At 40.5% G+C, this 21,643-nt stretch carries 20 protein-coding genes; 11 read left to right on the top strand and 9 right to left on the bottom strand.

Features of this window, described 5'->3' with window-relative positions:
- Positions 1-70: 70 nt before the first annotated feature.
- From MHH40_RS16105 to MHH40_RS16080, 6 genes are all read left to right on the top strand, one after another.
- Positions 71-1,126, top strand: a complete 1,056-nt coding sequence (locus tag MHH40_RS16105; RefSeq protein ID WP_310426559.1) for a fatty acid desaturase — start codon at positions 71-73, stop codon at positions 1,124-1,126.
- Positions 1,127-1,242: 116 nt separating this feature from the next.
- The gene (locus MHH40_RS16100) at positions 1,243-2,379 is read left to right on the top strand and encodes a sensor histidine kinase (RefSeq protein ID WP_003216252.1); all 1,137 of its coding nucleotides are present in this window, start codon (positions 1,243-1,245) and stop codon (positions 2,377-2,379) included.
- Entirely contained in the window at positions 2,376-2,975 is a 600-nt protein-coding gene (locus MHH40_RS16095; RefSeq protein ID WP_050943572.1) for a response regulator transcription factor, read from the top strand. The genes MHH40_RS16100 and MHH40_RS16095 overlap by 4 nt, the downstream gene beginning before the upstream one ends.
- 202 nt (positions 2,976-3,177) lie before the next feature.
- A complete protein-coding gene (locus MHH40_RS16090; RefSeq protein WP_137055339.1) occupies positions 3,178-4,098 on the top strand; it encodes an iron-hydroxamate ABC transporter substrate-binding protein in 921 nt (306 codons plus the stop codon).
- A 110-nt stretch (positions 4,099-4,208) separates the two neighbouring features.
- Complete coding sequence (locus MHH40_RS16085; RefSeq protein WP_148660152.1) at positions 4,209-4,898, top strand: response regulator transcription factor; 690 nt, start codon at positions 4,209-4,211, stop codon at positions 4,896-4,898.
- The gene (locus tag MHH40_RS16080) at positions 4,898-5,902 is read left to right on the top strand and encodes a sensor histidine kinase (RefSeq protein ID WP_050943570.1); all 1,005 of its coding nucleotides are present in this window, start codon (positions 4,898-4,900) and stop codon (positions 5,900-5,902) included. The genes MHH40_RS16085 and MHH40_RS16080 overlap by 1 nt, the downstream gene beginning before the upstream one ends.
- 69 nt (positions 5,903-5,971) lie before the next feature.
- On the opposite strand, the gene MHH40_RS16075 is transcribed toward MHH40_RS16080, so the two are convergent.
- The gene (locus tag MHH40_RS16075) at positions 5,972-7,219 is read right to left on the bottom strand and encodes an FtsW/RodA/SpoVE family cell cycle protein (RefSeq protein ID WP_340901316.1); all 1,248 of its coding nucleotides are present in this window, start codon (positions 7,217-7,219) and stop codon (positions 5,972-5,974) included.
- Positions 7,210-7,554 (bottom strand): PadR family transcriptional regulator, encoded by a 345-nt coding sequence (locus MHH40_RS16070; RefSeq protein ID WP_003216467.1) that lies wholly within the window; start codon positions 7,552-7,554, stop codon positions 7,210-7,212. Before MHH40_RS16070 ends, MHH40_RS16075 begins: the two co-directional genes overlap by 10 nt.
- Positions 7,555-7,876: 322 nt before the next feature.
- Between MHH40_RS16070 and MHH40_RS16065 the strand changes: the two genes are divergently transcribed.
- Positions 7,877-8,638, top strand: a complete 762-nt coding sequence (locus tag MHH40_RS16065; protein ID WP_003216695.1) for an ABC transporter ATP-binding protein — start codon at positions 7,877-7,879, stop codon at positions 8,636-8,638.
- Positions 8,628-10,565 carry an ABC transporter permease gene (locus tag MHH40_RS16060; protein WP_050943568.1) on the top strand — a complete coding sequence of 646 codons (1,938 nt, stop codon included), beginning with the start codon at positions 8,628-8,630 and terminating at the stop codon, positions 10,563-10,565. Before MHH40_RS16065 ends, MHH40_RS16060 begins: the two co-directional genes overlap by 11 nt.
- A 40-nt stretch (positions 10,566-10,605) precedes the next feature.
- Here the strand turns inward: MHH40_RS16060 and MHH40_RS16055 are convergent, their stop codons facing one another.
- Together MHH40_RS16055 and MHH40_RS16050 are read right to left on the bottom strand one after the other, a co-directional pair.
- Positions 10,606-11,958 (bottom strand): amidohydrolase family protein, encoded by a 1,353-nt coding sequence (locus tag MHH40_RS16055; RefSeq protein WP_321999459.1) that lies wholly within the window; start codon positions 11,956-11,958, stop codon positions 10,606-10,608.
- Positions 11,959-12,062: 104 nt separating this feature from the next.
- Positions 12,063-12,650 (bottom strand): NAD(P)H-dependent oxidoreductase, encoded by a 588-nt coding sequence (locus MHH40_RS16050; RefSeq protein ID WP_003216455.1) that lies wholly within the window; start codon positions 12,648-12,650, stop codon positions 12,063-12,065.
- A 117-nt stretch (positions 12,651-12,767) separates the two neighbouring features.
- Here MHH40_RS16050 and MHH40_RS16045 point away from each other — a divergent pair, with 117 nt between their 5' ends.
- Complete coding sequence (locus MHH40_RS16045; RefSeq protein ID WP_212046213.1) at positions 12,768-13,199, top strand: MarR family winged helix-turn-helix transcriptional regulator; 432 nt, start codon at positions 12,768-12,770, stop codon at positions 13,197-13,199.
- Positions 13,200-13,310: 111 nt separating this feature from the next.
- Here MHH40_RS16045 and MHH40_RS16040 read toward each other — a convergent pair whose 3' ends face one another.
- The 5 genes from MHH40_RS16040 to MHH40_RS16020 all read right to left on the bottom strand — a co-directional run bounded on the left by MHH40_RS16040 (position 13,311) and on the right by MHH40_RS16020 (position 18,516).
- The gene (locus tag MHH40_RS16040) at positions 13,311-13,925 is read right to left on the bottom strand and encodes a LysE/ArgO family amino acid transporter (RefSeq protein ID WP_340901313.1); all 615 of its coding nucleotides are present in this window, start codon (positions 13,923-13,925) and stop codon (positions 13,311-13,313) included.
- Between the two features lie 130 nt (positions 13,926-14,055).
- On the bottom strand, positions 14,056-15,636 hold the full coding sequence (gene mbcS, locus MHH40_RS16035) for an acyl-CoA synthetase MbcS (protein WP_340901312.1): 1,581 nt from the start codon (positions 15,634-15,636) through the stop codon (positions 14,056-14,058).
- A gap of 225 nt (positions 15,637-15,861) precedes the next feature.
- Positions 15,862-16,074 (bottom strand): alpha/beta-type small acid-soluble spore protein, encoded by a 213-nt coding sequence (locus tag MHH40_RS16030; RefSeq protein ID WP_003216385.1) that lies wholly within the window; start codon positions 16,072-16,074, stop codon positions 15,862-15,864.
- An 89-nt stretch (positions 16,075-16,163) separates the two neighbouring features.
- Complete coding sequence (thiI, locus tag MHH40_RS16025; RefSeq protein WP_050943563.1) at positions 16,164-17,369, bottom strand: tRNA uracil 4-sulfurtransferase ThiI; 1,206 nt, start codon at positions 17,367-17,369, stop codon at positions 16,164-16,166.
- A 4-nt stretch (positions 17,370-17,373) separates the two neighbouring features.
- A complete protein-coding gene (locus MHH40_RS16020) occupies positions 17,374-18,516 on the bottom strand; it encodes a cysteine desulfurase family protein (RefSeq protein WP_050943562.1) in 1,143 nt (380 codons plus the stop codon).
- A gap of 200 nt (positions 18,517-18,716) precedes the next feature.
- On the opposite strand from MHH40_RS16020, the gene brnQ (MHH40_RS16015) reads away from it, so the two are divergent.
- Together brnQ (MHH40_RS16015) and brnQ (MHH40_RS16010) are read left to right on the top strand one after the other, a co-directional pair.
- Positions 18,717-20,060, top strand: a complete 1,344-nt coding sequence (brnQ, locus tag MHH40_RS16015; RefSeq protein WP_050943561.1) for a branched-chain amino acid transport system II carrier protein — start codon at positions 18,717-18,719, stop codon at positions 20,058-20,060.
- A gap of 208 nt (positions 20,061-20,268) precedes the next feature.
- A complete protein-coding gene (gene brnQ / locus MHH40_RS16010; protein ID WP_003216733.1) occupies positions 20,269-21,612 on the top strand; it encodes a branched-chain amino acid transport system II carrier protein in 1,344 nt (447 codons plus the stop codon).
- Positions 21,613-21,643 lie beyond the last annotated feature (31 nt).

The following is a 21,643-nucleotide window of genomic DNA, read 5'->3' as shown; positions in this document are numbered from 1 at the left end:
GCTACTATGAGCATGACACCTTTCCTTCTATACTTTGAAGTAGAAAGAAACGGAAAGGACTTGAACGTTCATGACGACTTCAACAAACACACAGCAGCAAGCCACTTTAAGAAAACAAGTTGGCCAATTCTCTGGTGCTGATTCAAAAAAAAGTATCATGCAACTCCTTAATACATTTATTCCATTTTTGGGGCTTTGGTTTCTTGCCTATTATAGCCTGAACATCTCCTACCTTTTAACCCTCTTCTTTGCGGTTATTGCAGCTGGTTTTTTAGTACGTGTCTTTATTATTTTTCACGACTGCTGCCACCAATCCTTTTTTAAACAGAAGCCGCTGAATCACCTGTTTGGTTTCATAACGGGTGTACTCACCCTTTTCCCTTATCTTCAATGGCAAAGAGATCATTCAATTCACCATGCCACAAGCAGTAATTTAGACAAACGAGGTACTGGTGACATTTGGCTCCTGACAGTCAAAGAATATCAAGAAGCATCTGCATGGACGAAATTCCGCTACAGATTTTATCGTAATCCTTTTGTGATGTTTATTTTAGGACCGATCTTTGTTTTTCTCTTAAAAAACCGTTTCAACGTCAAAAATGCTCGTAAAAAAGAGCGCTGGAACACGTATTTCACAAATGTGAGCATCATTGCGCTAGCAGCTGCAACGTGTCTACTTTTTGGCTGGCAGGAGTTCCTGCTTGTCCAAGGTCCAATCTTCCTGATCTCAGGATCAATCGGTGTATGGCTGTTTTATGTGCAGCATACATTTGAGGATTCTTACTTTGAAGAAGATGAACATTGGAATTATGTGCAGGCGGCAGTAGAAGGCAGTTCTTTTTACAAATTGCCAAAGCTTCTTCAGTGGTTAACAGGCAATATCGGCTATCACCATGTTCATCATTTAAGTCCGAGGGTACCGAATTATCACTTGGAACATGCACATGATCATAGTGAGCCGCTTCAAAATGTTCCAACCATCACTTTAAAAACAAGTATCGAATCAATGAAATTTAGACTTTGGGATGAAGAAACGAAAGCATTCGTTACCTTTAAAGAAGCACGGCAATCTAAGAAGATGCCCGCACCTGTCATTAAAGGAGACATTCTAAAGAAAAATGCATAATTGGTGCAAGCTCTTTCTTACACTAGAAGGAGCTTGTTGTCATTTACAGGATGCAACCATAAGTTGAATTTGATAAAGTAAGGAAAAAGAACGAAAACGGAAAAGGTGGCACACGGATGAAAAAACAGTTAAAAATTCAAAAATTACATGGGATTTCTCCCTATATATGGGCCATTTTTTTCATCCTTCCCTTTTATTTTATCATTAAGGCTCCTTCGACTTTAGGCATTGTAATCGGCATTATTTTGAACGTTGTCTTTTTCGCTGTCTATCGTTTTGCCTTTATCGCAAAAGGCTGGTCTTTATATGTATTAGGCCTTCTCTTGATTGCGATTTCTACTGGCTATGTCATGCTCTACAGCTACATTTATTTCGCTTTTTGCATCGCCTATTTCAATGGGCATATTAAAAGAAAAGTACCTTTCTATATCTTATACTATATTCATGTCGGGAGCGCCGCCATTGCTGTAAACTTCAGTCTGATCTTAAAAAAGGGCTGGTTTCTCACGCAAATCCCCTTGGTTCTCATTACACTCATTAGTGCCATTCTCCTCCCTCTCAGCATTCGAAGCAGGAAGGAACGTGAACGGCTCGAAGAGAAATTAGAAGATGCCAATGAACGGATCGCTGACCTTGTAAAAATTGAAGAAAGGCAGCGCATTGCACGTGATCTGCATGATACCCTTGGACAAAAGCTTTCCCTCATCGGTTTAAAGAGTGATCTTGCCCGAAAACTGGTTTATAAAGACCCAGAGCAGGCACGCGCCGAACTGAAAAGCATCCAGCAAACAGCCAGAACGTCTCTCAATGAAGTGCGGAAAATTGTTTCCTCCATGAAAGGTATTCGGATCAAGGATGAAATGTCGAACATCGAGCAAATTCTCGAAGCAGCGGGGATTGAATTGATTTATGATGAAAAGGAAGCGCCAAAACACATCTCTCTTCTTAACGAAAACATTGTAAGCATGTGCATCAAAGAGGCCGTGACAAATGTCGTCAAACATAGTGATGCGACCGTTTGCAAAGTCACCATTCATCAAAAATCAAAGGAAGCTATCATCACCGTTGAGGATGACGGGACATTTAAAGGCGATGATCCACTCTCTCCAATGAAGGGGCATGGCCTTTTAGGAATTAGAGAAAGATTGGAATTTGCAAATGGGCGCCTGCGTATTGAGACAAAGGACGGAACAAAGCTGATCATGAGCATTCCAAATGATTCAGCAGCAAAAGACAAGGAGGGGATGAAATGATCAACATCTTTATCGCAGAAGATCAGCAAATGCTGCTCGGTGCGCTCGGTTCACTTCTTGATTTAGAAGACGATATGACGGTTGTTGGAAAAGGTACGAACGGTCAGGACGCCATCGATTTTGCCAAAAAACACCCTGTTGATATTTGCTTAATGGATATTGAAATGCCAGGAAAAACGGGACTTGATGCAGCGGAAGAGCTCAAAGGAACAAATGTAAAAATCATCATTTTAACGACCTTTGCCCGCTCTGGTTATTTCCAAAGGGCGCTCAAAGCTGGCGTCAGCGGCTATATGCTGAAAGATAGTCCAAGTGAAGATCTGGCAAGTGCCATTCGCAGTGTGATGAAAGGGAAAAAGGTGTACGCCCCTGAATTAATGGAAGACTTATATAGTGACGAAAACCCTTTAACAGATCGAGAGAAATCAGTCCTTGAACTCGTTGCCGACGGCAAAAACACAAAAGAAATTGCGAAGGAGCTCAGCATTAAAAGCGGCACTGTCCGAAACTACATTTCCATTATTTTAGATAAGCTAGAAGTGAAAAACCGCATTGAAGCCATTACACGCTCAAAAGAAAAAGGCTGGTTTAAATAAGAAAAAAGATCAGGACACATGCTGCCTTGATCTTTTTTTTCTACCAAAAATCTCCTCTCCTATTTTTTATCACCAACTATCAAAATGTAATTGACAACAGACCGCACTTCTATGATATGATATCCAAGTGATAATAATTATCATTATCACTCATACAATCAAATACTCGGCTAATGTGCCGATTTCAAAGGAGTCTACATTCATGAAGAAAATATTGTTCCCTCTGATGCTCATCTTTGTACTTGCATTGAGCGCATGTGGCAATAGCAGCAGCTCTTCCTCAAATAAAGGAAATCAATCAACAGCATCAGACAAAATTACATATGAATCTGAAAATGGCCCTGTGAAGCTGCCAGCGCACCCAAAACGTGTCGTTGTACTTGGTTCTTACACTGGTAATGTTATGTCACTTGGTGTGAACCTGGTCGGCGTCGACTCTTGGTCAAAAAAGAACCCTCGCTTCCAAAAGGAATTAAAAAATGTGGAAGAAGTGTCGGATGCCAATGTCGAAAAAATCATGAAGCTAAAGCCTGATGTCATCATTGGCTTAAGCAATACAAAAAATGTAGAAAAACTAAAAAAAATTGCACCCACCGTCTTGTTTACGTATAACAAAGTCGATTACCTACAGCAGCATATTGAAATTGGAAAAGTATTAAACAAAGAAAAAGAAGCCAAAGCATGGGTAAAAGATTTTAAAGAACGCGCAGCTGAAGCTGGAAAAGAAATTAAAGCAAAAATCGGCGAGGATGCGACGGTTTCTGTGTTTGAAAGTGGCACAAAAGATCTTTACGTGTTCGGAGATGCATGGGGCCGGGGCACAGAAATTCTTTACCAAGCAATGAAACTAAAAATGCCTGAAAAAGTGAAAGAAAAAGCATTAAAGGCTGGCTACTATGCGGTTTCACAAGAAGTTATTCCTGAATTTGCTGGAGACTATATGATCATTAGTAAAAACAGCGAAATGGACAATTCCTATCAAAACAGTGAAATTTACAAGTCCATACCAGCTGTGAAAAAACATCGTGTGTATGTGGCAAATGCAGAAGAATTCTATTTTAATGATCCGCTCACACTTGAGTATCAACTATCATTCTTTAAAAAGCACTTTTTAGGTAAATAAACTGAAGCAAGGGAGCCCTTCCCTTGCTTTTTTCTTATATGCTTCTAGCGGCAGCATCTTTTTTCCGCTACAATGACATACAAGCGAATACAAAAAGTGTGGTGCTGATTTTGTTTAAAATTTTACTCATTGAGGATGATACAACCCTCTTCCAAGAAATCAAAGAACGTTTAGTCAACTGGTCCTATGATGTTTATGGGATTCACGATTTTCAACAGGTGATGCAGGAATTCACTTCTGTTCAGCCTGATCTCGTCATTATCGATATACAGCTCCCAAAATACGATGGCTTTCATTGGTGCCGGATGATTCGGCATCATTCAAATGTACCAATCATCTTCCTCTCCTCACGTGACCATCCTGCTGATATGGTTATGTCAATGCAGCTCGGTGCCGATGATTTTGTACAAAAGCCCTTTCACTTTGACGTGCTTATTGCCAAAGTCAGTGCCGTTCTTCGCCGCGTGCATGATTATAATGCAGAACCGGCTAGCCTAAAGGTATGGTGCGGCGCTACGATTGATCTAGAAAAAAACACCGTCACAAATGATCACGGTGAAGTTGAATTAACGAAAAATGAACTGTTTATTCTCAAGGAATTGATCCAGCATAAAAATCATATTGTCAGCCGGGAATCACTCATTCAAGCACTGTGGGAGGATGAACGGTTTGTCAGTGACAATACACTTACTGTGAACGTCAATCGCCTTAGAAAAAAACTAGATGAGATCTCCCTTGGCACCTACATTGAAACAAAAGTGGGCCAAGGCTATCTTGCAAAGGAAAAGGATGATCAATGATGCTGCACGCATTTTTAAAAGAACGAAGAAGCTGGATTCTGTTCTTTCTTAGTTTGCAGCTCCTCATTCTGTTTGTTGCTTATTTGGATACGACCATTCCAATGGCATCTCTTTTTTATATTGTGTTATTATCTACGTTTTTCATGATCGTCTTTCTCTTTTTCCGATACCGTAAAGAAACGGCGTATTATGAGCGGCTGAAAGAATGGGATGATCATATTGATCATCAAATGCGGCTCACGCCATCTTCCCCATTTGAACAGCTTGTACATGATGCGACGTCTGAGCAAATTGCCCGCTACCGAAAAATGGCAGCAGAACAGCAAATTGCCCTTGAAGAAGAGAAGGATGAATTACTCTCATGGATACATGAAGTGAAGACACCTCTCACAGCGATGCACTTGATGATTGACCGCTTAACAGAGCAGCCGCTGAAATCAAATATGACGTACGAATGGCTCAGAATTCATTTATTACTCGATGCCCAGCTGCATCAAAGCAGAATACGTCATATCGAAAATGATTTATTTATTGAACAGCTGGACCTGCAAAGCATCATAGCGAAGGAAATCAAAGCGCTCCAATCATGGTGCATGCAAAAAGGGATCGGCTTTGAACTCACGCTAGAAGAACGTCACGTATTAAGTGATACAAAATGGTTATCCTTTATGATCAGACAGTTACTCACAAATGCAGTCAAGTACAGCCAATCGTCCGATATTGCCATTGAAAGCAAGAAAATGGATGACCAAGTGATGCTGACGATTACAGATCAAGGCAGAGGAATTGACCCAAGAGACCTTCCACGTATTTTTGAAAAAGGCTTTACCTCAACTAGACATCACAATGACACAGCCTCAACAGGAATGGGACTCTATTTAACAAAAAAAGGAGCAGACGCTCTTCATATCAAGATCGAGGTCAACTCCACGATAGATCAAGGCACAACCTTCACCTTCATCTTTCCGAAAAAGAATGATTTTGTGCATATTGCGAGCATGTAACAAAACAGACGAATCAAAATCTCTTCGCATACGGCTGCAAGCTAGTGCGAAGAGATTTCATTCTTTTATTTAAGAAATGCTCTCTGCCTCTTGACGCACAATATCTCCCATCTTTCTACGTCTATAAATACTTAAAATCATCCCAACAGCCATCAATTCAAGCAGAATATGAGAACCGCCATAGCTCATGAAAGGCATGGACAATCCAGAAAAAGGCAGAAAGCCGAAATTAGTAACAATGCTTAAAATCAATTTTGCTGCAAACACAGCTGCAAAACCTGTCATCAGCATTTTTCCATAAGCCATTTTTACGCGTTTTGTTGTATGAAAGATTCGGTAAATAAAAATGACAAACAACATAAATACAACGACTCCTGCTAGCCAGCCAAATGAAAAAATGATATATGTAAACATCCAATCAGTGTGAACCTCGGACATTGCAGAAGGAATGATTTGAAGTCCGTTTGAACTAAATTGATGGACTGTGTAAAGTTGTCTACCTGCTTGAAAAAGAGAAAACATTTCAAACATTAGATATATACCGCCTGCTGCTGCCAGCGGAATGATTTGCCTTAAACTAGCACTAGACACACACATCATCGTTAAACACATGACAAAACAGATAACGGTCGCAGGAAGAAAACCAATCGCACTGATTAGAATAACTGGTAAAGCCATAATCCCTACTCCAAGCCAAGCTTTGAGACCATTCTCCCAATTCCAAGAGTGAAAGATACCTGCTAAAGAAACAGCCACAAGAAATGGTACGACCTCCGTCAAATTGATTGAGATATCGCTTAATCTTAAAAACAGAACACCGTTTACTCTTATGCCAAAAATCATCGTCAGAAGCACCATTCCAAGCGTCCCTATATATAAATGCCAGGAGTATTTCAATAAGCGCCGATAATCGAAGGAAAATAAAACAAACATAAGCACTAGTCCAACTAAATAAAAGGCGAGACTTTTATAAAAAATATTCATGTCTTGTAGATTTGTAAACTCCGAATGAAACTGCAAAAAGTACATGATAAGCAGTCCAAAAGAACAAGCGGCTAATACAAGAAGAAACATTTTAAGATCCATTTCGGTTTTATGTGTTTCATGAAGCTGCGCTCCAAGAATGGTCGCATCCCCAATTTGCTCTAGCGCTTGATCCACCGCCTCTTCTTCAGACATCCCAGCATTCATCGCTTCCTCTTTTAGCGTGTATAGATGATCCATAAGTTCAAGCTTGATTTCCGAATGGACATCTTTATTTTTGACTCGTTTACATACATTCTTCATATATTTTTCAAACTTTTTTTCTAATCCCATGCGATTTTCACTCCGTTCAACACGCCATCGACTGCATTTTTGAAAACATCCCATTCTTCTTTCTTTTCTTGCATAAATGCTTTTCCTTGTTCATTTATTTTGTAATATTTTCTTTTCCGATTGCCATTCCCTTCGCCCCAGTAAGAGATAATGAATTCTTTCCCCTCCAAGTTGTGCAAAATCGGATAGATTGTTCCTTCTTTAAAGCTGAAAATACCTTCAGACTTCTCCTCCAATGCTTTGATCATTTCATATCCATACATTGGCTTTTCATTTAACAAGCTTAAAATCAGGGTAGCTGTACTTCCCTTTAAAAGCTCTTTACTTACTTTCATTTCTGGTCACTCCTAATACATAGATTTACTATGCATATATTTAATATGCATATCATACATGATTAAAATGACCGTGTAAAGCTCCTAAACGTCTTCATACCAAGAAAAATCCAAGAAGATTGATACATAAGAATGAAAAACAGATAAAATGAATGTGTGATGATCAGAAACAAACTTAAACAAAACATATGAACCGTTTAAAAAAACAAGCATGTGACAACAATGTCACATGCTCGTCTGTTTTGTTCGCCAAATCGAAGGAAGTCCGGCGGGCTTCTTTTTATACTAGAGATATCAATTAAATAGAAAAGGGGATCGACAAATGAACATTTTAGAAGCTCGCAAAATATATAAAAGCTACGGAAATAAATTCAACAAACAAGAGGTGCTGAGTGGCATTGATTTGACCATTGAAGCCGGAGAATTTGTCAGTATTATGGGGCCATCAGGCTCGGGGAAAACAACCCTTCTGAACGTATTGTCCTCTATTGATCATGTGTCCAGCGGATCAATTCGTATCGCAGATGTTGAGATGACACAAATGAAAGATCAGCAGCTCGCAGAATTCAGAAAAAAGCAACTTGGCTTTGTTTTTCAGGATTATAACTTACTTGATACACTCACGGTCAAAGAGAACATCCTCTTGCCATTATCCATCTCCAAAACGCCGAAGAAAGAAGCTTTCGAACGTTTTCAACAACTTGCGGAGGACATGGGCATCTATGAACTAAGAGACAAATATCCGAATGAACTCTCTGGTGGACAAAAGCAGCGGACATCAGCGGTTCGTGCCTTCATTCATGAGCCAAGTCTGATTTTCGCAGATGAACCTACTGGAGCGCTTGATTCCAAATCTGCATCTGATTTACTCAATAAACTGCAAGATTTCAATCGAAAACGAAAAGCGACCATTGTCATGGTGACACATGATCCTGTTGCAGCCAGCTATTCAAGACGCGTCATTTTTATCAAGGACGGACAGATTTATACTCAGTTGAATAAAGGTGCTTTAGAGAGAAAGATGTTTTTCGAGGATATTATGAAAACGCAAGGTGTTTTAGGCGGTGTGAAGCATGAACATTAATCAGCTCATTCTCCGTAACCTGAAGAAAAATTTGAAGAATTACTATTTATATGTGTTTGCTCTCGTGTTTAGTGTGGCGCTCTACTTTTCCTTTGTCACCTTGCAGTACTCACCAGCACTTGATGATGTAAAAGGGTCCATTAAAGGCGGTGCGTCGATTAAAGCCGCTTCGGTCCTGCTTATTGCCATCGTTGGGATCTTCCTGTTATATGCGAACAGCATTTTTATTAAACGCCGAGGGAAAGAAATAGGTCTCCTGCAACTCATTGGCATGACGAAACAAAAAATTGCCAAACTGCTCAATGCAGAAAATTTTATCCTCTACGTGTTCTCAATGGCTGTTGGCATCATAGCTGGATTTATTGGTTCAAAGCTCATGCTGATGGTGTTATTTAAAGTAACCGGCGTGAACGCCATCGCCAACCTGCATTTTTCAGGCATGGCCCTTTTGCAGACACTTATCGTCTTTTTCATCATCTATGGATTAATTATGCTAAGAAATAGACGGTTTATTAGTAAACAGACAATTTTATCTTTGTTTCGAACCACGTCTTCTACAGAGCAGCGTGTGAAAAAGATCTCTGTGTTTGAAATCATCATTGGGGTTTTCGGTATTGCCTTGATTAGCTCAGGCTATTATATTTCTTCTCAGCTTTTTAGCGGCTCATATACGTCTATACTTGAATTATTTTTAGCCATGATTTATATTCTAGCCTCTGTCATTATCGGTACCTTTCTTTTTTATAAAGGCTCTGTTTCTTTCATTGCCAATATTGTACGTAAAAGAAAAAATGGCTATCTCGCCATTCATGAAGTCCTGTCTTTGTCATCTATTATGTTCCGATTAAAATCAAATGCACTGCTTTTAACGATTATTACAACCGTATCTGCTCTTGCCATCGGGTTGTTATCTTTAAGCTACATTTCCTATTACTCAGCAGAAAAAACGGCTGAACAACAGATTCCATCACATTTTGTCATGGGCTCAGAGAAAGAAGCCAATACCTTCGCTCGTGCACTTTCTGACAAACATATTGCATATGAAAAAAAGCAGTTCAAGGTCATTCAAGCGGATTTTGACGCAAAGAAGATCATGGATTCGGAATTAGATAGTTTGAAGAAGGATCCAGGAGTCTTGACACTGTCTGTGATCAGTGAGAAAAATGCACCTCATATTCATGTGGAGAACAACGAAGTCATTTTAAGCGGCTACAGTGATATATTGAAGAAATTCATGCCGATTCAAAGCTCAGGTGATGTGAAACTTCTTATCAAGAAACCGCTTGATTTAAAAGTCATTGATATGAAGAAAGATTACATCATCTCTTACAAGTTCACTTTTGGCGGTCTGCCTGTTGCCGTCGTAAGTCAAAGTGTTTTTGAGCAGCTTGACCAGCAGAAAGATCCTAAACTGCAGCTTGAGAATAACCAATATAACGCAATCAATATAAAAGATGATCAAAATCTTGAACAAGCCAATGATGTGTTTACATCTTTAAAACTAAGTGACAACAGCATGTCTCAATTAGCTTCAGCTCAGCAGCAAAAGCAAACAATGGGACTGATGATGTTTGTGGTTGGATTTTTAGGTTTAAGCTTCCTTGTCACATCAGGCTGTATTTTATACTTCAAACAGATGAATGAAAGTGAAGAAGAACAAAGCTCGTACACGATCTTACGTAAGCTTGGATTTACAGAGAAAGATCTATTAAAAGGCATACGACTCAAACAGCTATTTAACTTTGGGATTCCGCTCATCATCGGATTGCTGCACAGCTACTTTGCCGTACAGTCAGGCTGGTTTTTATTCGGCGGTGAACTGTGGACACCAATGCTCATCGTCATGTCGATTTATACGGTGTTATATTCTATCTTCGGATTCCTATCTGTCCAGTATTACAAAAAGGTCATTAAAGAATCCTTGTAATTTATTCCCCATAGGCCGCTGCCTATGGGGATATGTTTGTTTATGATGGAGTTGATTCAAACTTATGCGATAGAATATGATCTCTTGCCGCATAAGCTTTCCGTTTGACCTCTTCTAGGTTCACACCGACAAGCTTTCCGTTTCGTTTCACTGCTTTTCCAGCCACATAGACAGAATCAACATTTGAAGGGTGTGCCGTTTGGACAACCGCTCCAGCCGGATCTGTCATCGGCAGAAGATTCATGCTTGTTCGGTCGATCAGGATGAAATCAGCTTCTTTTCCAGGTGTGAGCGAGCCAATTTTATGATCAAGCTGTAATGCACGAGCTCCATTGATCGTCGCAGCTTCAAGCATTTGATGAGCAGAAATCCCAAGTTCAGGTCCTGGCATAATGCCCTCCATCAGCAATGATTGATTTTGGAGCGCGCGCTCTGCCTGAAGTCCAAATTTCATTTGAGCAAACAAATCACCGCCTGTCGCTGTGACCACGTCTACACCGAGTGTTGGAAGAACACCTTGTTCGATCGCAAGTCCTGTGACAGGATAACCGTGACCCATCATCATCTCAATTTCAGGTGTAATGGATATGGAGCTTCCGCTGTCTGCCAGCATCTTCATTTGATCCGCATCGATTGCATTGATATGCACCATGTTGAGATCAGGTCCAAGTAATCCCGCTTTGTGAAGTCGCTCAATTGAACGATCCTCCGCTCCCCAGTTCCCAAAGCCAATATGCATACTGCATAAAGCATCTAGAGACCGGGCTGTTTCAATTTCAAATACTGAAGTTTCCCATGAAGAAAACTCTGGTCCACGAATCGCAAGCCCCATCGTCAAAAGCTGATCTGATGATTGAAAATGCGCTTTTTTCACGCGTGCTGCGTCCTCCATATTGGTGAGCGTGCTCTCCCTATCCCAATACTCAGCATCTCCAGAGGAACCGAAAGCAAAAACAGCTCGAATGCCCGCATCTTTCAAACCTCCGATGAGTTCTTCTGTATGATCCATTGAATTGATCATCGTCCAGTCTAGAAATGTGGTCACTCCTGCATCTAATGCCTCTAATGCCCCTAAATAATTTGCGATTCGATCATCGGATGGGCGTCTCATCGCACCATAGTTTCCATAATAGATTTTGCTCAAATATGTCTGCAACGACCAATCTGTGCCTATGCCTCTGATAACAGACTGCCACACATGGCGATGTGTATCCACAAGCCCTGGCATGATCACCATATCGGACGCATCGACGATGTCAGCATCATTTGCTTCAATGAAAGGTCCGACCTCTAAAATGTGTGTCCCTTCAATTAATAAATCTCCTTTTTCTAAAAAACCTAAAGTTGGATCAAGTGTTAAAAGCGCTGCATCTTTAAACAATGTTTTCTTCATCCATATCCCCCTTTTCAAATGACGAGGAAGAGTTCTCCCACCCTCACTGTTATTTTAAAACATAAAAGGATTGAATTAGAAGAAAAGTGACTTCGCTAACTATTTTATGAGCTGATTTTTCTGAAATAGTTGTAGATACGTTTTAATTTGACCTCATGTTTTCCTTTTGGGCTTTCCATCATGCCGAACTCAAAGAACTTCACAGGTTTGATTCCGACATAGTGTAAAAGGGCTCGTTTCATTAAGATCTTGTGTGCATTTTGCAAAAAGAACAAAGGGTAGTTGGTTGGCCCTTGCATCGTCGATACACAAACAGCACTTTTTCCTTTTAACAATCCTTCTGGAAACAGCCCGCCTGTTTGACGATAAGCAAAATTCGCAGCAAACATGCGGTCAATAAAGCCAAGCAGCATGGCTGGAGGTCTTCCCCACCAAATAGGATATACGAACACGATTTTGTCCGCCCATTTGATCTTCTCCTGATACATCCGAATGTCAGGGTCTTTATGCATGTCACGCCTTTTTTTCTCTTTATTAAAAATCAGCACAGGATCAAATTCTTCTTTGTATAAATCGATGATTTTCACTTCATGAACTAGTGGATTTTCTTCACTGCCTTTCATGATTTCTTTTAAAAAAGCACCATTTAAACTATTGTGATGGGGGTGAGTATAAATAATGAGTACATTCATGTATGATCTCCTTTTATTATCATTTGATAACCAAATGATATACCTCCGTTAAATAGTTGTCAAATGATAATTGTTTTTTGATAATAATTTTGGTATGTTACGTAGGAGGTGATAAACATGAAACATCCCCATTTCTTCAAGGAATTCGTAGCATTTGCTTCTACTTTTTCAGAACTAAAACATGACCTGATGAACAAAGTCAAACCAGCTAGCTTAACGACCTTACAATACTTAATACTAGAGCAACTAGCTGTCAGCGAGCCGCTTACGCCTAGTGAAATTGCCGACTGTCAGCACATGTCTCTTCCGAATGTCAGCAGAGAACTTAAAAAACTGCACGAGAAACAATTCATTGATAGAGAAGAAGACCGTGATGACAAACGAAAACATGTCATTATGCTGTCTGACAAAGGCCGTGCCTGTATGAACGAAGCCTTTCAGCATATCGAAGGGATGCTATTAGACAGCCTAACTTCCTCGGATATAGAACAAATGGATGATATCGTACAAGCTTTCCGTCTTTTAAATCAAACGATTTTCAAAAAATAACCTAAAAAGGCATGAGCGATACGCTCATGCAAAGGTGGCTAAACGTCAAAATACAAAAAAGCGCGGGCTCTCATCTACCCAAACGCTTCTCGCTTTTTTCTCTATGTACTTTTATACAATCAATTGATACGCAATGTATAACGCGACAAGCCAGATCATGACCGCTGAAGCTTTATTGATACGGTTCATCCACTTACCGTTTGTATCTAACTTCCCTAGCATTTTCCCTAAAAGAGTGAGCCCAATAAACCATAACCAGGACACGATGATACAAGCGAGTGTAAATGCCCATTTTTCTGCCCCGTTATATTGAAGCGAATTTGTTCCAATCACACCAATGGTATCGAGAATGGCGTGGGGATTTAAAAGTGAAACTGAACAGGCAAAGACAATTTGTTTTCTCGCAGGCATGAATTCCTGCTTCTCTTTAGCATCTGTTGATGAGCTTGTGTTCCACACGGACCATCCCATATAAACTAAAAAACAAAACCCAATGATATAAAGACCGATTTGCAGTACAGGAATGGTGAACACCACAACAGAAACACCAATGACAGCTAATGCAATTAATAGTGTATCACAAAGAGCAGCAGTGATAACGACAGGTAAAGCCTGATATAATCGCGGCTGAAGCGCTCCTTGCTGAAACACAAATACATTTTGTGCGCCCAATGGTAAGATGAGGCCAAAAGCAAGCACGATTCCATGAATGATGGCAATGAACATCTTCTAACATTCTCCTTTTCCAGCAATTTCTTCACATTTTAACATAAAACATCATGATCGCTTCCAGCAGATTTGATTTTCCATAAAAAAAGCGCTGGATGCTTTCATCCAAACGCTTTTCGTTTATTCATCAAGATCCTTTTCGTGCAAGTTCTCTTTCTCTCAGCTCGACACGGCGAATTTTCGCTGACGGTGTTTTTGGCAGCTCGTCGATGAATTCGATTTCTCTTGGGTATTTGTAAGGTGCTGTTGTGTTTTTCACATGCGTTTGCAGCTCTTTGATTAGCTCGTCACTTTGTGCAGTTCCATCACGTAGGACGACATATGCTTTGACGATTGATCCTCTGATTTCATCAGGGCTAGCCACAACCGCACATTCTTTGACTGCTGCGTGTTTGATCAGTGCATCTTCTACTTCAAACGGTCCAATGGTATAGCCTGAGCTGACGATGATATCATCTCTACGGCTTTCAAACCAGAAGTACCCATCTTCGTCTTTTTTCGCGCGGTCACCCGTAATAAAGTAATTCCCGCGGCGCTGCGCCTTTGTACGCTCTTCATCTTTGTAGTATTCCTTAAATAAAGCCGGCGTTTCAAGATGAACCGCAATATCACCAATTTCTCCAGGAGCGCATACGCTGCCGTCCTCATCAATGATCTCGACTTCGTTTCCAGGTGTTGGTTTTCCCATACTGCCTGGCTTGATGTCCATTCCTTTTAGAACCCCTACAAGCAGTGTGCTTTCTGTTTGGCCATAGCCATCTCGTACTTCTATATCGAAATGCTTTTTGAATGTATCAATGACTTCACGGTTCAGTGGCTCTCCCGCAGAAACGGCACTATGCAATTTTGGCAGCTCGTACTGACTTAAGTCATCTACTTTCGCCATAAATCGGTATTCTGTCGGCGTACAGCATAGGACATTGATTTCATTTTTTTGAAGCAGCTCTAAGTACGTATTTGGATTGAATTTTCCTCCGTATACAAAGCCTTCTGCGCCACTTCCTAACACAGATAAGAGTGGGCTCCACACCCATTTTTGCCAGCCTGGTCCTGCTGTCGCCCATACTTTATCTCCTTCATTAATGGAGAGCCATGCTTTGGCAGCGGTGCGTAAATGTGCATATGCCCAGCCATGTGTATGAACAACCCCTTTTGGGTTGCCTGTTGTACCAGATGTATAGGATAAGAACGCCATGTCTGTGCGTGTTGTTGGAGCCATTGGAAGCTCGCTTGATTGGTGATCCTTTTCCGCAAGAATATTTGTCCAGCCTTGATCGTTTTCACCGATTGAGAATGTTTTAAAATCGTTTGGCTGATTGGTTCCGTCGAACGATTGAATGAATGAAGAGTAAACGATCGCTCCCTTTGCTTCTGCATGTTCAATTCGGTAATCTAAATCTTTTGCACGCAGCATTTCTGAACAAGGAATGACGACCATTCCTGTTTTCAAGATCGCTAAATAAATGCTGTATGCCTCTAGCATGCGCGGCACCATCACAATGATTTTATCGCCTTTTTTAAAGCCTGCATTTAATAATACATGACCAATTTTATTTGCTTCTTCCACTAAAGATGCATACGTCACATGTGCTTCGTAGCCATTTCCATCCTGCCAGTGCAGGGCCTTTTTCTCCTTGTCATGACTGAACGCTTCAATCTCACTGACTAAGTTATATTGTTCTGGTGCAATTAAGTCTTCTCTTTTCATGGTACAGCTCCTTTTAGCCTCTTTCTATGAAACGAAACATGTTTCAATTTACCTATTCTAACATTCATAACTGAAAAATGCTTGAATTAGGACCTACTCCTAGTATTATGCCATAATTTTTTCATTCCGTCTTCTTTTTTGTAAATATTCAAACTATTTTTATGTACAAAAAGAAAAGAGCGGGAATGATCCCGCTCCTAAGCCATAGCTTTTTAATTGTGTGTCTTAGAAAGATCCGCCACCCATATGTTGTTGAGCGTAAGATACAAGACGTTTAGTGATTTCTCCACCAACTGATCCGTTAGCGCGAGCTGTTGTTTCTGGTCCAAGGTTTACACCAAATTCTGAAGCGATTTCATACTTCATTTGGTCGATCGCTTGTGCAGCGCCTGGAACGACTAATTGATTAGAACTGCTTTGTCTGTTTTGTTGAGCCATGTGTTCTCACCTCCTTGTGAATATAGAATGTGTAGAAACACATGACTTCATGCGATCGATTTTATGGTAATTATTATGAAATTTTTATTTTAGAATAAATCAGCGAATTCGTCTGCCGTTTTCTTCTCATTTGTGACGATGATCGTTTCGATTTGATCCACTGCCTCATCAAGCATTGGCTCGAAATCAGCAAAGCTTTCGTAGCGTTCTACTTTCTCAAGCTTTGGTTTTGTTTTAGGAGACGGCGGCGTAAAGATCGTACAGCAATCCTCGAAAGGTTGAATACTTGTATCGTATGTGCCAATTCGTCTCGCTTCTTCAATAATGTCATTCTTATCAACCGCAATAAGCGGGCGAATGATTGGTGTATTGGTTACATGGTTAATGGCATACATGCTTTCAAGTGTCTGACTTGCGACTTGTCCAAGGCTTTCACCGGTAATAATCGCAAGAGCATCACGCTTCTCTCTTATTTTATCTGCGATTTTCAGCATCATTCTTCTTGTTGATGTCATCGTATAGTTTTCAGGTACTTGTTTGTGAATCAGCTCTTGAATTTTTGTGAAAGGTACGATGTGAAGCTTCACTTCGCCCCCATATGCAGCTAAGCATTCTGTAAGATCAATGACCTTTTGTTTGGCACGTTCACTTGTATATGGGGGACTAAAGAAATGGACGGCCTCAATTTGAATTCCGCGTTTCATCGCTTGGTAGCCGGCAACTGGGCTGTCAAAGCCGCCTGAAAGCATGAGCATCGCTCTTCCGCTTGAACCCACTGGCAGTCCGCCTGCACCCTTGACATCTTTAAATGTAATGTATGTCGCATGTTCTCTTATTTCAATGCGCAAATGTACATCCGGCTGTTTGACATTGACCGTTAAGTTTTCCGTATTCTTCAGCACATGTCCGCCAATTTCCCGGTTCATTTCATTTGAATCAAGTTCAAATTGCTTATAAGAGCGTTTCGTTGAGACCTTAAATGTATTTCCTTGTTCATATACTTCCTGTACCGCTGTGAGTGCCGCTTCTTTGATGGCATCGAGATTTGTCTCACATTTCACCGCCAGACTAAAGCTCTGAATGCCAAATACACCTTTAAGCTGTTCTGAAATCGGTTCAGGGTCTTCACCGTTCAGCATGATCGTGATGCGGTCTCTGTCAGATGCATACTTTAATGCTTCAAAGTCTTTTAATACAAACCGGATATGCTGCCTTAGTTTTTCAATAAATTTCTTTCTATTTTTTCCTTTTGTTGAAATTTCACCAAAACGGACTAAAATATGATCATATTTCATGCTGTTATCTCATTCCTTTTAATTTTTTCACACTTTGTGCGATCGATGTGATGATTTGCGGCGCTAGTTCGGGTCCTTGTCCATACGTCAAACTGATTCTCATACTGCTTTTTGCCACTTCTTCCGGCCTCCCCATCGCTAGGAGAACTTGGCTTGGCTCTTTTTTCTTGGCTGAACAGGCAGATGTTGTCGAAACATACATGCCTTCTTTTTCAAGCATATGAAGAAGGACCTCAATTTGAATACCTGGTACTGAAAAATTCACAATGTGCGGCGCACTTTGCGTCAGCGGTGTGTTGATGACAATACCTTCTATTTCTCCAAGCTGCTTTTGCAGCTGCGTTTTTAAGTTTAACATTTCATCATGATGTTTTTTTTGCAGCTCGAATGATTGTTTCATGGCTTTTGCTAAGCTGACAGCACCAGCAGGGTTTTCGGTACCTGAACGTAGGCCTAATTCCTGCTCTCCTCCTGTAATAAAAGGGGCAAGCACTACACCTTTCTTTAAAAAGAGCGCTCCTGTGCCTTTTAAGCCATGAATTTTATGGCCAGATATCGTCAAAAGATCCACATCCAGTTGTTTATCAAGTGCTACTCTGCACATTCCCTGCACCCCGTCGACATGAAATAGGGCATTTTCAGCATGCTCACGAATCATGCCAGCAGCTTCTTCAATTGGCTGGGTGGCACCCGTTTCGTTATTGACGTGCATCATGCTGACAAGCACTGTATCAGGGCGAAGCACTTCTTTTAAATGATTCATATCTGCATGGCCATGCTCATTTACTTGAATATAGGAGATGTCAAAACCAAATAAAGCCTTCAGCTGTTCAAACGATTCGATGACAGACGGGTGTTCAATTGCTGTTGTCACAATATGTTTCCCCCGATTCATTTTGGCGAGAGCTGCTCCTTTAATGGCGATGTTATTTGCTTCTGTTGCACCAGAAGTAAAAATAACCTCATATTGTTTCAAACCTGTATAGTGAAGGATTTGTTTTCTCGTTTCACTTAGCAAGCGGCTCGCATCAATTCCAAGCTGATGTAGCGAAGACGGATTCCCAAAAAAACGTTCACTCACTTGCTGATATACTTGTAAAACCTCAGGGTACGGTTTTGTTGTTGCACTATTATCGAGATAAATCATACTTGGACTCCTTACAAAAAGCTTTAAAAATAAATGCATTTATATGTTACCATAATGAAGTCAGACAGAGAATTTTCTGAAAATGGCAGTTGACAACTTTTCATTTTCACTATATCATGCATAGTGCAATTGGCACATAAACACCTAAATTGTCAGAATATTTAAATTTAGCACATTACATTGGATAAGGAGGAACTATTTTGAAAAATAGTTTAAGTATAAAAGAGACATTAGCCATTGGTTTAATGCTTTTTGCATTATTCTTTGGCGCAGGAAATATGATTTTCCCGCCTGTCCTTGGACAATATGCAGGTGAGAATGTTTGGCTTGCTATCGGTGGATTTTTACTCACCGGAGTTGGTCTTCCGCTTCTAGGAGTTATTGCTATTGCCCTTACAGGTACCGGTGCGAAAGGCCTTGCGGATAAAGCCCATCCTATATTTGGAACCATTTTCACTGTCATTCTGTATTTATCCATAGGACCATTTTTTGCTATCCCGCGAACAGGTACGGTTTCTTACGAGATTGGTTTAGCACCGTTTCTGTCTGAAACACAAACCTCTTCATGGGTACCGCTTTTCTTATTCACCCTTGTGTTTTTCACGATTACGTATCTGCTCGCTTTGAACCCTTCAAAGCTTGTTGATCGAATCGGCAAAGTGTTGACACCTATCTTATTAACGGTCATTGCAATTATTGTATTTAAAGCCATAGCTACACCGATGGGAATAATCGGTGCGCCTGATGCGACTTATAAAGCAAACCCTCTCTTCACTGGGTTTTTAGAGGGCTATAAAACAATGGATGCTCTCGCTTCTCTCGTATTTGGAATCGTTGTTGTGACAGCTGTTAAAGAAAGAGGCATCACAGAGCGCAAATCTCTTGCGGCGGCCTGTATAAAAGCTGGCCTTGTTGCAGCAGCTGGACTAGCACTAGTGTATATCTCGCTTGCTTATGTCGGTGCTTCAAGTCCTGATACAACCGGAATGGTTGGGGCAAATGAAGGCGGCAAACTGCTTTCACTATCAGCAAACTTTTTATTTGGTTCTGCTGGTAACATTGTCCTTGGTGTAGCCATTTTATTTGCTTGTCTCACAACAAGTGTTGGGCTTGTCTCATCATGCGGCGAATATTTTTCAAAGCTTTTCCCAGCACTTTCTTATCGCACAGTCGTACTCATTGTTTCTTTATTTAGCACATTGGTTGCAAACCTTGGACTGGCACAAATCATCTCTCTATCGGTCCCTGTACTCGTAGCGATATATCCACTGGCAATTGTCATTATTTTATTGTCATTCCTTGACCGCTGGATTAACGGTAGACGAGTGATTTATGTAGTATCCCTCATCTTTACTGGTTTCTTTGCCATCATTGATGGATTATTAGCTGCCAAAATCAATCTCGGTGGGTTGCCTGCCTTCTTAGATGCATTCATTCCATTTTACGATTTAGGCATTGGATGGGTCGTACCAGCAATTATCGGCGCAGGTATTGGCGTACTCATCTCTATGTTGACTAGCCCGCCTAAACAGCTCGCATCATAATCATGCTTCAAACATCCCCTTCCAAAGATGAAGGGGATGTTTTTTTATTGTCCTCCATATACTAAAATAGAAAAATTCATGACTTTTGTACGAAAACACATGTTGACATCAGACGCACATCCTTTATAATTAGTGAATGTTAATGAAGAACGGTTTTAGCAACTAATTAACAGAATATTTCAACATAATATTGGAGGCTTTATATTCAATGAAGGCAACATTGTCGACGAAAGATACAGTTATTATCGGTTTTATGTTATTTGCTCTATTCTTCGGCGCCGGAAATATGATTTATCCACCAGAACTTGGGCAATATGCTGGCACAAATGTATGGAAAGCAATGGGCGGATTTTTATTAACAGGTGTCGGTTTACCTCTTCTAGGGATTATTGCGATCGCTTTAACAGGTCGAGATGCGAAAGGATTAGCTGATAAAGCTCACCCAGCTTTTGGAACAGCGTTTACCGTCATTTTATATTTATCTATTGGGCCGCTTTTCGCTATTCCTCGAACAGGAACGGTTTCATATGAAATTGGTGCATTACCCTTTTTAGCAGGTGTACCAGCTTGGCTCTCCCTTCTTTTATTCACACTTGTCTTTTTTGGTATTACGTATTATCTTGCTCTAAATCCAACGAAGATTGTAGATCGTGTAGGGAAAGTGTTAACACCGATTAAATTTACGATCATTCTTATAATTATTGTCAAAGCCATTTTAACGCCGATGGGCGTCATTGGCACACCTGATGTATCCTATAGCAACGGATCATTTTTCAAAGGATTTTTAGAGGGCTATAAAACCATGGATGCTCTTGCTTCTATAGTGTTTGGGGTTGTTGTCATCAACGCCATTAAAGGACGCGGTGTGACAAGTAAAAAGGCACTGACATCTGCTTGTATCAAAGCAGGTCTGATTGCAGCCTGCGGATTAACATTTGTTTATCTATCTCTTGCTTATTTAGGCGCTTCAAGTACACATGCCATTGGTTTTGTTGGAGATGGTAGTAAAATCTTGGCTCAGTCTTCTCAATTCCTATTTGGCAGCTTAGGAAATATTGTGTTGGGTGCTGCGATTACGGTTGCTTGTTTAACAACAAGTATCGGCCTCGTTACATCATGCGGAGAGTATTTCTCGAAGTTACTACCTAAGCTTTCGTATAAAATGGTCGTTACACTCGTGACATTATTCAGTTTTATCATTTCGAATTTTGGACTTGCTCATATTATCGCTTTCTCTGTACCAGTTTTAACTGCGATTTATCCGCTAGCGATTGTGATCATTGTTTTGTCACTTGCTGATAAGTGGCTTGGACATAGAAGACCTGTATATGCTCTCTCTTTAATTTTAACAGGCTGCGTTAGCTTATTTGACGGCTTAGCAGCAGCGAAACTTCCAATCGATCCAATAAAAGACGTCTTCCAATCAATACTGCCTTTATATGACCTTGGCATAGGCTGGATTGTCCCTGCAATACTTGGAATCGTGATCGGATTTGTAATCTCTCTTTTCACTTCTTCTGCTTCAGAAGAGCGTCAAAAACAAGCGTCATAATATAAAAAAGCTGAAGTCCATTGATAGGACT

Origin of the sequence: Bacillus sp. FSL K6-2431 (assembly GCF_038005165.1) — a bacterium.
Taxonomy (GTDB): domain Bacteria; phylum Bacillota; class Bacilli; order Bacillales; family Bacillaceae; genus Bacillus; species Bacillus pumilus.
Note: the sequence above shows the minus strand (reverse complement) of the source record. Positions and strands in the feature narration are given on the sequence as shown.

What these genes read in the sequence shown, in the direction of transcription:
- MHH40_RS16105 (WP_310426559.1), top strand. Translation starts at nt 71, where the DNA reads ATGACGACTTCAACAAACACACAGCAGCAAGCCACTTTAAGAAAACAA.
- MHH40_RS16100 (WP_003216252.1), top strand. Translation starts at nt 1,243, where the DNA reads ATGAAAAAACAGTTAAAAATTCAAAAATTACATGGGATTTCTCCCTAT.
- MHH40_RS16095 (WP_050943572.1), top strand. Translation starts at nt 2,376, where the DNA reads ATGATCAACATCTTTATCGCAGAAGATCAGCAAATGCTGCTCGGTGCG.
- MHH40_RS16090 (WP_137055339.1), top strand. Translation starts at nt 3,178, where the DNA reads ATGAAGAAAATATTGTTCCCTCTGATGCTCATCTTTGTACTTGCATTG.
- MHH40_RS16080 (WP_050943570.1), top strand. Translation starts at nt 4,898, where the DNA reads ATGCTGCACGCATTTTTAAAAGAACGAAGAAGCTGGATTCTGTTCTTT.
- MHH40_RS16075 (WP_340901316.1), bottom strand. Translation starts at nt 7,219, where the DNA reads ATGGGATTAGAAAAAAAGTTTGAAAAATATATGAAGAATGTATGTAAA.
- MHH40_RS16070 (WP_003216467.1), bottom strand. Translation starts at nt 7,554, where the DNA reads ATGAAAGTAAGTAAAGAGCTTTTAAAGGGAAGTACAGCTACCCTGATT.
- MHH40_RS16065 (WP_003216695.1), top strand. Translation starts at nt 7,877, where the DNA reads ATGAACATTTTAGAAGCTCGCAAAATATATAAAAGCTACGGAAATAAA.
- MHH40_RS16060 (WP_050943568.1), top strand. Translation starts at nt 8,628, where the DNA reads ATGAACATTAATCAGCTCATTCTCCGTAACCTGAAGAAAAATTTGAAG.
- MHH40_RS16055 (WP_321999459.1), bottom strand. Translation starts at nt 11,958, where the DNA reads ATGAAGAAAACATTGTTTAAAGATGCAGCGCTTTTAACACTTGATCCA.
- MHH40_RS16050 (WP_003216455.1), bottom strand. Translation starts at nt 12,650, where the DNA reads ATGAATGTACTCATTATTTATACTCACCCCCATCACAATAGTTTAAAT.
- MHH40_RS16045 (WP_212046213.1), top strand. Translation starts at nt 12,768, where the DNA reads ATGAAACATCCCCATTTCTTCAAGGAATTCGTAGCATTTGCTTCTACT.
- MHH40_RS16040 (WP_340901313.1), bottom strand. Translation starts at nt 13,925, where the DNA reads ATGTTCATTGCCATCATTCATGGAATCGTGCTTGCTTTTGGCCTCATC.
- mbcS (WP_340901312.1), bottom strand. Translation starts at nt 15,636, where the DNA reads ATGAAAAGAGAAGACTTAATTGCACCAGAACAATATAACTTAGTCAGT.
- MHH40_RS16030 (WP_003216385.1), bottom strand. Translation starts at nt 16,074, where the DNA reads ATGGCTCAACAAAACAGACAAAGCAGTTCTAATCAATTAGTCGTTCCA.
- thiI (WP_050943563.1), bottom strand. Translation starts at nt 17,369, where the DNA reads ATGAAATATGATCATATTTTAGTCCGTTTTGGTGAAATTTCAACAAAA.
- MHH40_RS16020 (WP_050943562.1), bottom strand. Translation starts at nt 18,516, where the DNA reads ATGATTTATCTCGATAATAGTGCAACAACAAAACCGTACCCTGAGGTT.
- brnQ (WP_003216733.1), top strand. Translation starts at nt 20,269, where the DNA reads ATGAAGGCAACATTGTCGACGAAAGATACAGTTATTATCGGTTTTATG.